9 protein-coding genes and 2 tRNA genes are annotated in these 10,596 nt (G+C 33.1%); 2 read left to right on the top strand and 9 right to left on the bottom strand.

Translation table 11 applies throughout. From position 1 onward, the window contains the following. Nucleotides 1-193 precede the first annotated feature (193 nt). Entirely contained in the window at nt 194-991 is a 798-nt protein-coding gene (locus CD129_RS03830) for a protein NO VEIN domain-containing protein (protein WP_115336940.1), read from the top strand. An 81-nt stretch (nt 992-1,072) separates the two neighbouring features. On the opposite strand, the gene rlmH is transcribed toward CD129_RS03830, so the two are convergent. The 8 genes from rlmH to CD129_RS03790 all read right to left on the bottom strand — a co-directional run bounded on the left by rlmH (nt 1,073) and on the right by CD129_RS03790 (nt 7,665). Further along, complete coding sequence (gene rlmH, locus CD129_RS03825; protein WP_107509116.1) at nt 1,073-1,552, bottom strand: 23S rRNA (pseudouridine(1915)-N(3))-methyltransferase RlmH; 480 nt, start codon at nt 1,550-1,552, stop codon at nt 1,073-1,075. Nucleotides 1,553-1,847: 295 nt separating this feature from the next. After that, a complete protein-coding gene (locus CD129_RS03820) occupies nt 1,848-2,630 on the bottom strand; it encodes an MBL fold metallo-hydrolase (RefSeq protein WP_115337920.1) in 783 nt (260 codons plus the stop codon). A gap of 40 nt (nt 2,631-2,670) precedes the next feature. After that, nucleotides 2,671-3,462 carry a two-component system regulatory protein YycI gene (locus CD129_RS03815; protein WP_115336939.1) on the bottom strand — a complete coding sequence of 264 codons (792 nt, stop codon included), beginning with the start codon at nt 3,460-3,462 and terminating at the stop codon, nt 2,671-2,673. Next, entirely contained in the window at nt 3,462-4,784 is a 1,323-nt protein-coding gene (locus CD129_RS03810) for a YycH family regulatory protein (RefSeq protein ID WP_115336938.1), read from the bottom strand. The genes CD129_RS03815 and CD129_RS03810 overlap by 1 nt, the downstream gene beginning before the upstream one ends. After that, nucleotides 4,777-6,618, bottom strand: coding sequence for a cell wall metabolism sensor histidine kinase WalK (gene walK, locus CD129_RS03805; RefSeq protein ID WP_078357212.1), 1,842 nt, complete (start codon nt 6,616-6,618; stop codon nt 4,777-4,779). Before walK ends, CD129_RS03810 begins: the two co-directional genes overlap by 8 nt. A gap of 9 nt (nt 6,619-6,627) precedes the next feature. Beyond that, nucleotides 6,628-7,329, bottom strand: a complete 702-nt coding sequence (yycF, locus tag CD129_RS03800; RefSeq protein WP_078357211.1) for a response regulator YycF — start codon at nt 7,327-7,329, stop codon at nt 6,628-6,630. Between the two features lie 168 nt (nt 7,330-7,497). Then, nucleotides 7,498-7,570, bottom strand: a tRNA-Asp gene (locus tag CD129_RS03795). Between the two features lie 20 nt (nt 7,571-7,590). Next, nucleotides 7,591-7,665 (bottom strand) — tRNA-Glu (locus CD129_RS03790). 108 nt (nt 7,666-7,773) lie between these two features. On the opposite strand from CD129_RS03790, the gene CD129_RS03785 reads away from it, so the two are divergent. Continuing rightward, complete coding sequence (locus CD129_RS03785) at nt 7,774-8,658, top strand: YitT family protein (protein WP_078357210.1); 885 nt, start codon at nt 7,774-7,776, stop codon at nt 8,656-8,658. A gap of 601 nt (nt 8,659-9,259) precedes the next feature. Here CD129_RS03785 and CD129_RS03780 read toward each other — a convergent pair. Further along, nucleotides 9,260-10,546, bottom strand: coding sequence for an adenylosuccinate synthase (locus CD129_RS03780; RefSeq protein WP_078357209.1), 1,287 nt, complete (start codon nt 10,544-10,546; stop codon nt 9,260-9,262). Nucleotides 10,547-10,596: the final 50 nt, after the last annotated feature.

The following is a 10,596-nucleotide window of genomic DNA, read 5'->3' as shown; positions in this document are numbered from 1 at the left end:
AAAGAATACTGAAAATATATATGATCTTTATAAAGAATTCTATATTTTTTCATTTGATAAAAAATATTCAGTTAGTTTCATGAATAGGAATAATAGAAATGTAAACCATTTGCTAATTACAAATTATCAAATTTAACTACAAACCCCAATCAATGTTATAATTATTATAATTAAACATTTAGGGGTGAAAGTAGTGGATAGATTATATGAACGAGATGTGCCAAGAGTAATAAGAAAATTATTGGATATTTATGGTGAATTGACAACAGCAGAAGTAATTAAACATATCAACGAAGTATATACACCTACAGGAATTGATTTGGAACCAATATCTAATCGTAATGACACTACATATACTCAAACAATTCGGAATCTTGCACTTCATAAAAGAGAACAATTAAAGACCGGAGATATTGCTTTTCCAGAAGGTGTTATATTAAGTATGGATGACACTAAAAACAAAGATAAGTATAAATACACGCTTGCAATAGTAGGTACAGATAGTAAGCCAAGTACTCCACTAAGCAGTGATCAACTAGAACAGCGACGTATAAAAGGTGAAAATTTCATTGGTAGAAAAGTTAATTTTGAAGATATCCACACTAAAAATAGCGAACTTGGACTTCTAGGTGAACAATTTGTGATTTCTTTGGAACTTGAAAAAGCGGAAAAACTTGGATTATCAGAAATGGTTGCTCACACTTCTCAAGATGAAGGTGATGGTACTGGTTATGATATCGCTTCTATTGATGAAAATGGAAAACCAATTTTTATAGAGGTAAAAACTACAACAGGTAATGAAGAAACTCCTTTTTACATGTCAGAAAATGAACTTAACTTTTTTAAAATATATCAAGATGAAGTTTTTTTATACAGAATTTTTAATTTTGATAAAGTAAACAAAACTGGTGAACTAAAAGTTTACGAGGCAAATGAAATACTTTCTAGTTTCAACTTTAGACCTAATGGTTATAAAGTTTCAAAAAATTAGATACCATTTAAAAATCAGACATACATCAAATGTATGTCTGATTTTTTTTACAAAAAATGTGATGTGATAAAAAAAACCGCATCATTTATGATACGCTTCCCCTCGCATTATCTTAAATGCTCTATATACTTGCTCCATCAACACGACTTTCATCATTTGATGTGGGAATGTCATTTTGCTGAATGATAGTGCGTAGTTGCTGCGTTTTAATACTTTGCTATGTAATCCGTTTGATCCGCCGATGATAAATGTGATGTGTGAGTTTCCTCTTGTAATCAGGCTATCGATTTCTTTACTGAGTTGTTCGCTTGTGAGCATTTTACCTTGTATTTCCAGGGTAATAACGTAACTGTCTTGTTTGATTTTAGACATGATTCTGTCCGCTTCTTTTTCCTTCACGATTTCTATGTCTTTTTCACTCATATTGTCTGGTGCTTTTTCGTCTGCTACTTCGATTAATTCAGTTTTGGTATAGGCACCTAGTCTTTTATTATATTCTTCTACGGCTTGTTTCCAGTATTTCTCTTTTAGTTTGCCGACTGTTATGATTGTTATTTTCATCATTATCCACCTTTATTCATTATCTTAAAAGTTATCCACAAGTTATTAACTTATACACAGTTTTATTTCTTATTATATCAACAATCGAAAATTTGTGAATGTTTTCTTAATATTTAGTTGTTTATTTTTATACATTTTGTTGTGATTTATCCACTGAATTATATACATTGTGGATAAATCAGTGGATAACCTACTTACTTATACACAGATTGTGGACAGTTGTGTATAACTGTGGGTATATATGTGTATAAACTAAAAAGATATCCCCAATTCTGAAATTGGGGATATCTTTTGTTTATATATAATATATTGGTGTTGCTTTTTCTTTATCTGTGTCACACAATATGACTTCTTTATTTGTATCTATATCATTTTCATTTAATACTTGTCCTACGCTCATTCTTGCTAAGTCTTTCATATTATTATCTAGACTTAAGTGAGATAGATAAATACGTTTCGTACTTCCTGTTATCACATCACACATGGCATATGCTGCATCTTCATTTGATACGTGACCCATATCACTTAATATACGTTGTTTGGTCTTCCATGGGTATCTACCCATTCTTAACATATCTACATCGTGATTGCTTTCAAATACAAATGCATCACTTCCATGTATCATACCTTTCATTCTGTCTGACACGTATCCTGTATCTGTAATCATTGTTAATTTCTTATAGTCATGATTAAAGATGTAGAATTGTGGATCTATTGCATCATGTGACACACTGAATGATTCAATATCAATACCTGCTAATGTCTTTGTTTCATTTGGTTCAAAGTTGAACTTTTGATCAAGTGGTATATTTTTATCTTTAGCATCTATCATTTGCCATGTCTTCTTGTTGGCATAGATAGGTAATTTATACTTTCTTGCAAGCACACCTAATCCTTTTATGTGATCGATATGTTCGTGGGTTACTAAGATGCCTTCTAAGTCGCTGATATTACGGTCTATTTGTTGAAACAGGCCTTCTAATTTTTTACCTGTTAATCCAGCGTCTACGAGTAGGCTTCCATTATCTGATTCTATATAAGTGGCATTTCCTGTACTGCCACTTGCGAGTACGCTCATTGCGATCACAAGTGTTCATCTCCTTTAATTACTGCTTCTCTTAAGATTCTTCTAGTACGGTTGATTCAGGTTTGATTGCATCGATGTACAATACTTTTGTTTTACTTTTGCCGTCTTCTTCGGATTTAATTTTCACTTCCCATGAAGGTACTAGTACTTGTCCTCCAATTTCTTTAACGACACTGTAATAACCTAATCTCATGGATTCTACTTTATCACCTTTTTTTAGGTATGTGTTGTAATACAATGTTTCTAAAGCTGTCTTAGGGTTTACAATTTTTTGCTTATTGTTATTATCTCCATTACCAGGTTTAAGTTTATCTAAATATGTTTGTGTATATTTATTTGCTTTACCGTTTTCCATTTCAAAGACGATTTGACCTTTACTATTATTTAGTATTGGCAAATCTTCATAATTTTGTTCGTAGACTACTTTATTTTTATTCGAGTTGTTGTTCTGATATTGATATTCTTTACCTTTAAAAGATTCTTTGTTGATAAAGTTTTTGAACGATTCTTGTTTACTATCTTTATCTAGATCTACATTTATATCTTTATTAATCTGTGTGTCTTTTTCAGTTAGTGAATACACACCTTCAAGCTCATCAGCATTAAATGACTTACTGCTTCCTGTTATAGCTTGCATTTCTTTATCTTTATAATCTGGTAACTGTGGAATATCTATTCCTTCTTTTGAAAAGTTTACCTCTGATTGTGCATTAGATTCTTGGACTATCGAGTTGTTCACTTTATTAAAGTAAACAACAACTAATCCAATGTTGATTAGAATGAACACAATAATGAAGAGTGACTTGGCATGTTTCCAATCCATTAAGCTAGCCCTCCATTCTCGTATCTTTTCCATTCATCGTCATATTTAATGTACCATTTTGGCGTGAATTCAATTGTATATTGTAAGTTATCAAGTTCATCATTTGGTAATGATAAATCATATCCAATTGCCATATTCGTAACTTTATTGAAATCTATTTCTCCATTAGAAGCTAAACCATATCTAACTTCTTCAGATGATGGTAATTCATCTGCTTCTTTTTTAGATGGTACAGCTACACCAGTTGTAATCAAGCCTCTGTTGTATTCATTAATGGCATTTCTACCCCACACAGCTTCAATTGAAGATAACTTATCATCATTAAATACTGGGTAGTTGTTTAAGAACATTTGGTAATCTATTTTACCTGTCTTTTGATCTGTATTAAATAATCGGAATTCATCAGTATACCCTGCATGTTCATTAATAAATTTAAATGAATTCGTAATAGACTTAGAAATATCTTTTTGCTGATTTTCATCTTCGGATAAATTTGTATAACGGTATGTTTGCTTCTCTTCGTTTACTGTAGAAATACCCGTGTTATTATTATACGTTGAAACTTGATCTTCGTTACTACGCGCAATAACAGAATCTCCAAGAATGACATCATTTAAATCAGATACAGATATTTTGTTAGTCACATAACGATATACATTCATGCTATAAGCATTTTCAGGTGCATAAATTTGATTAATTTCATTCGTCGTTGTTTCATTCGTAATAATGCCTGTATAAGGTTTTAAATCTTTCGCAACTTCTTTATTCATTTGATCAAATTTATGACTTTTCATCGTTGTCTGTAACTTTACTGCTTTTTGCTTATTCTCACTTAACAAATAAACATTCGCTTCATTTGTTGACTTCGTATCTACTAAAATTCTATCAAAATTAACACTAGGATAATAACTCATATTCATACCTAATACTTGATTCAAATACATTTCACTAGGGACACTGTCAGGGAAGTCTAAAATTGTATAGCGTTCAGATAAATCTTCAAGTTGCACAACTGACTCGCTACTTAAGACATCTACCTTCTTAACTTCTTTACTCAACATTTGATCCGTTACCTTTTTGATATCTTTCATATTAGACGTCCCTTTCACGTCCGTACCATTACGATTAATCATTCTAAAAGGCATAATCACACTATCGATAGGCTTACTAATCTTAGGTCCAATAGAAGGTGTATCAGCATTAACATCCGTTTCCAAGTCAGTCAATTCAGGTGTAAATGTCCATATACGGTATGTCATAAACACACTAATTAGAACGAGGATTATGAGAATAGCAGATTTAATAACTTCTCTATTACGCATCCCAATCACCAAACTCATCTTCTATGAATTCACATGGCAAAGTAATATAAATGGATGTGCCTTGACCTTCTTTACTATTCGCCCATATTCTACCTTTATGTGCTTCTACGATTTCTTTAGTAATCGCTAAACCTAATCCAGTGCCGCCCATCTTACGTGCTCTTGCTTTATCTACTCTATAAAATCGATCAAATATTTTATCAACTTTATTAACTGGAATACCGATACCATTATCTTTAATCTGTATCGTCATTCTGTTATATAACGTATTTTGTTTCACATGAAACTCTACACGTTTATGAGATTCTTGAGAATATTTAATCGCATTTGTAATAACATTATCAAACACTTGAGTCATTTTATCAGGATCGATTTCAACAAATAATCCTTTAACAGGTATGTCACGTATAAACGTTACATTCTTACCTTGAGTCATTTCATGTCTATTGATAATTTTATTAATGAACATATTAAAGTCAATTAACTCTGAATTCATCTGATCACTCGAGCTATCCATTTTAGATAGTTGTAATAGATCGTTAACTAAACGAATCATACGATCTGTTTCTTCACGCGTAACATTTAAGAATGTTGGCGCAACTTCTGGATCACGCCAAGCCCCTTCTTCTAGTGCTTCTATATAACTTCTCATTGATGTTAATGGCGTACGTAATTCATGTGAAACATTCGCAACAAATTCGCGTCGTTCATTTTCTAGAATGTGTTGTTCAGTAACATCGTGTAATACCGCAATATAACCATTTATAAAGCCTGTATCTTGTATGATTGTACTGAAGTTAACACGAGCGATTATGCCTTCTTCTTCGTTTACATCAATAATGAAGCTATCATTATTCTCCTGTAAATCATCTAATGAATAATTATCATCAATATTAAGAATGTCTAGTATATGTTTAGCTTCTACATCTGAACGCTCTAAACCTAACATTTTAAGCGCCATTTCATTGATAATACGTACACGACCACGTCTGTCTGTCGCTAATACACCATCACTCATATGTGTAATAACTGAATCAAGTCGTCGTTTCTCACTTTCAGTATTCGCTTGAGCTTCTTGTACACGCTTCGATAAATTATTGAATGAAAGTGCAAGTTCGCCAATTTCATCATTCCCATATATTTTAACGCGCTGTGTATAGTTACCTTTAGACATTTCTAAAGTTTGGTTACGCATATCTGATATTGGTTTCGTAATTGTTCTCGCAATAAAGAAACCGAGCACAATTGTGATCAATAATGAGATTGCTGTACCTATAATGAAAATTTGGTTAATGTTGTTTAACTGTTCATATACAGAATCAATATCTGATTCTACATAAATATCCCCAACAACTTTACCTTCGTATTCAACAGGTTTATTTTTAATCCATACTCGGTTACTATCCGAGGAATCATTTTTCAAAACGATTTTATCATTTGCTTTGCCTAATGATAACGCCTTTTTTACAGAGCTATCGTTTACTTTTTGATTGACGGTATTTTGATTTGTAGCTTTAGATGTCGCAACGATGATTTGATCTTGGTCAATAAACCTAATCTCATCAATTTCAGTTCGGTTTGCGTAGTCATCTAATATACTTTGTATCTCTTTTTGGAAGTTCCGATTAGGATCTTCTGAATTGTACGTTTTCTTTATGTTGTAATTAATCTGTTTCACGTGTTGTTCAATGTTCGTCTTGAAGTTACGTGTTAGTTCCTTCTCAAGGCTGTTTGTAAAATATAAACCGATAATTTGCATACCAATAATGATTAATAAAACATAAATGACGACAAGTTTAATGTGTAAGGACTGAAATTTCTTTAGCCAATTCATATGATCAGCCTACTCTTGCGTTTGTAGGAAATAACCCACACCCCTACGCGTAACGATATATTCTGGGTGAGATGCATCGTCTTCGATTTTTTCACGTAGTCGACGTATTGTCACGTCAACAGTACGCACATCACCGAAATAATCATAACCCCACACTGTTTGAAGTAAGTGTTCACGCGTCATAACTTGTCCAATATGTTTAGCTAAGTAATGGAATAATTCAAACTCACGATGTGTTAATTCGATATCCACACCACGTTTTTTAATTGAATATGCATCCGGGTATACTGTAATATCTTTAATAACAATTTCATTTGTTTCTTCATCTTCAGTTTGAGTAGGTTGTGAATAATGTCTACGCAAGTTCGCTTTAACACGGGCAATCAATTCACGTGTTGAAAATGGTTTAGTTACATAATCATCTGCACCAAGCTCAAGACCTAAAACTTTATCAATTTCTGAGTCTTTAGCTGTTAACATAATGATTGGCATTTCAAATTTCTTACGAACCTCTCGACATACTTCCATGCCATCTCTACCAGGTAACATAATATCTAAGAGCACTATGTCTGGTTCTTCTGCATATATTAAATCTACTGCGTCATCACCGTCATACGCGCAATAAACATCATAACCTTCTTTTTTTAAGTTAAATTCAAGTATATCTGCAATTGGTTTTTCATCATCAACGACTACTATTTTTCTAGCCATGCTATTTACCTCATTTCTTTTTGAAAATAAGTATCTTCAAGCACACAATTGTGCATGATATCCTATACTATAATTTAACACTATTTGTCCATTAATTCTATTGTTTGATGTTATTCTATAATTGAACAACAAAAAAATGCTTATCGTTATTACGATAAGCATTAAAAGCGGTCCCGACGGGAATCGAACCCGCGATCTCCTGCGTGACAGGCAGGCATGTTAACCGCTACACCACGGGACCTTATATGTATATAATTTAGATGGTGACCCCTACGGGACTCGAACCCGTGTTACCGCCGTGAAAGGGCGGTGTCTTAACCGCTTGACCAAGGGGCCTATATTAGACACAAGATTGATTATAGCATGACTATTATACAGAAGACAAGATTTTATTTTAAATTTTTTATATAATATAAAATAGAAGTAATAAAAAGGGATGATGATATGGAGCAAGCGCAAGTTATTAAAAAAGGACACCGTAAATTAAGTAAAGGAGAAATCCTTAAACGGTTCATTTTTATCACAATCGGGAGTGTTTTAATGGGTGTCGGGTTAGAACTATTCCTAGTACCAAACAAATTACTCGATGGAGGAATTGTAGGGATTGCGATTATTTTAAGCCATTTAACAAATTTGAAACTCGGACTATTTATATTCTTACTAAATATCCCCTTTTTCTTTTTAGGTTATAAACAAATTGGTAAAACATTCACGATTTCAACAATATATGCCATAACAGTCTTATCAATTACAACTGCTTATTTACATCATTTTGACCCATTTATCAAAGAGACATTTCTAGTTACTATTTTCGGTGGGGCAATTATAGGACTAGGCGTCGGTCTAGTTATTAGATATGGTGGATCTTTAGATGGATCAGAAATCAGTGCAATATTGATAAGTAGTAAAGCACCGTTTTCAGTCGGAGAAATCGTGATGCTTATTAATTGTTTCATATTCACAGCTGCAGGCTTTGTATTCAACTGGGAGTCAGCTATGTTTTCGGTTATAGCATATTTTATAGCAGCTAAGATGATTGACGTGACAGTACAAGGATTTGATGAATCTAAAGCAGTATGGATAATCAGTGATACATATCGAGACATAGGAGAAGCAATCAACGACCGTCTAGGTAGAGGTGTTACATACCTTAATGGAGAAGGCGCATATACAGGAGAAGATAAAAAAGTAGTGTTCTGCGTAATCACACGATTAGAAGAATCTAAATTAAAGGATATTGTTACAGAAATAGACAATACAGCATTCCTATCAATAGGAGATGTTAGCGAAGTAAAAGGTGGACGCTTTAAAAAAAGAGAAATCCATTAACAAATTGACTAAAAACGCATGAGAATTAATGATTACACTATCGTTTTTTTAGACATCTATGTGAGCGGGTAGTCTAAAGAATGGTTAGTTACATAGTAGATGGTTGAGATTCATGTCTACAGTCATAGTTGTTCTTACAAATTGAGTTCTTGTGCTTTTTTATTCCAATTTTATGTAGTGATTAATATATTATGAGAAATACAGGCCGATAAATATTTTTATCGGCCTGTATTTTTGATTTTCGGGTCGCTATTTATTTTTATCGGCCTGTATTTTCGATTTTCGGGTCGCTATTTATTTTTATCGGCCTGTATTTCTCGTTTTCGGGTCGCTATTTATTTTTATCGGTCCGTATTTCTCATTTCTGGACCGCTATTTATTTTTATCGGTCCGTATTTCTCATTTCTGGACCGCTATTTATTTTTATCGGTCCGTATTTCTCATTTCTGGACCGGTATTTTTATTTATCGGTCCGTATTTCTCATTTCTGGACCGCTATTTATTTTTATCGGTCCAGAAACACTAAATACGTCTTATCCAAACAAAAAAGAAGCAATTCAGCTATATGCTGAATTGCCTCCTACTTTATCTATATAAAAACTTAGTTCCATAAGTTTTCTAATAAGTTTGTTTGGTTTCTATCTGGTCCTACTGAGAAGATAGAAATTTTCACGTTACATAATTCAGAGATGCGTTCTAAGTAACGACGTGCGTTATCTGGTAGTTCATCTAATGAACGACAACTTGTAATGTCTTCTTCCCAACCTGGTAGTTCTTCGAAGATTGGTTTACAACGTTCTAATTCGTTTAAGTTTGCTGGGTATTCTGTAATTTCTACGCCATCAATTTCATATGCTGTACAAATTTTAACTGTTTTAAGTCCTGTTAATACATCAATTGAGTTGATTGATAAGTCTGTAATACCACTTACACGACGTGAGTGACGTAATACTACTGAGTCAAACCAACCTACACGACGAGGACGTCCTGTTGTTGTACCGTATTCACGACCTACTTCACGGATATGATGACCATCTTCATCAAATAGTTCTGTTGGGAATGGACCGTCTCCTACACGTGATGTATAAGCTTTACATACACCGATAACTTTTGATACGTATGTTGGACCAACTCCGCCACCTACTGTAACGTTACCAGCAATTGGATTACTTGAAGTTACGAATGGATATGTACCATGATCGATGTCTAACATAACACCTTGTGCACCTTCAAATAAAACTTTTTCTTCGTTTACGAAAGCATCGTCTAATAATTTAGCTGTGTCAGTAACGTAATCTTTCAAACGTTGACCTGCAGCAAAATATGTTTCAAAGATTTCTTCAAAAGTGAAACCTTCAGCATTGAACATTTTTTCAAATAGTTCATTTTTATATTCAAGATTATTTTTTAAAAGCTTTTCAAATGTTTCTTTATCTAATAAATCAGCCATACGAATACCGATACGTTGTGCTTTGTCTACATAAGCTGGACCGATACCTTTTTTAGTTGTACCAATTTTGTTATCACCGCGTTTTTCTTCTTCTAGTTCATCTTGTTTTAAATGATATGGCAAGATTACTTGTGCACGGTTAGAAATTCTCAAGTTGTTTGTTTCAACTCCGCGTTCGTTTAAAGCATCTAATTCTTTTAATAAAGCTACTGGATCAACTACTACGCCATTACCGATAACACTTGATTTCTCTTTATAAAATATACCTGATGGTACTAAGTGTAATTTATAAGTTTCTCCATCAAATTTTATTGTATGACCTGCATTGTTACCGCCTGAAAAACGTGCAATAACGTTTGCATCCTCTGCTAAGAAATCTGTAATTTTACCTTTACCTTCGTCTCCCCATTGCGTCCCAACTACTACGATTGATGACATGTGAGCACCTCCGCTTTTTCTCATTAACCATTAAGTATTCTATCAGTCCT

The sequence above is a fragment of the Mammaliicoccus fleurettii genome, from assembly GCF_003970575.1.
Lineage (GTDB): Bacteria > Bacillota > Bacilli > Staphylococcales > Staphylococcaceae > Mammaliicoccus > Mammaliicoccus fleurettii.
Note: the sequence above shows the minus strand (reverse complement) of the source record. Positions and strands in the feature narration are given on the sequence as shown.

Excerpts from the sequence above, each read along its gene's own strand:
- CD129_RS03815 (WP_115336939.1), bottom strand. The coding sequence starts at position 3,462 with ATGGATTGGAAACATGCCAAGTCACTCTTCATTATTGTGTTCATTCTA.
- yycF (WP_078357211.1), bottom strand. The coding sequence starts at position 7,329 with ATGGCTAGAAAAATAGTAGTCGTTGATGATGAAAAACCAATTGCAGAT.
- CD129_RS03780 (WP_078357209.1), bottom strand. The coding sequence starts at position 10,546 with ATGTCATCAATCGTAGTAGTTGGGACGCAATGGGGAGACGAAGGTAAA.
- walK (WP_078357212.1), bottom strand. The coding sequence starts at position 6,618 with ATGAATTGGCTAAAGAAATTTCAGTCCTTACACATTAAACTTGTCGTC.
- CD129_RS03810 (WP_115336938.1), bottom strand. The coding sequence starts at position 4,784 with ATGCGTAATAGAGAAGTTATTAAATCTGCTATTCTCATAATCCTCGTT.
- CD129_RS03820 (WP_115337920.1), bottom strand. The coding sequence starts at position 2,630 with ATGAGCGTACTCGCAAGTGGCAGTACAGGAAATGCCACTTATATAGAA.
- CD129_RS03785 (WP_078357210.1), top strand. The coding sequence starts at position 7,774 with ATGGAGCAAGCGCAAGTTATTAAAAAAGGACACCGTAAATTAAGTAAA.
- rlmH (WP_107509116.1), bottom strand. The coding sequence starts at position 1,552 with ATGAAAATAACAATCATAACAGTCGGCAAACTAAAAGAGAAATACTGG.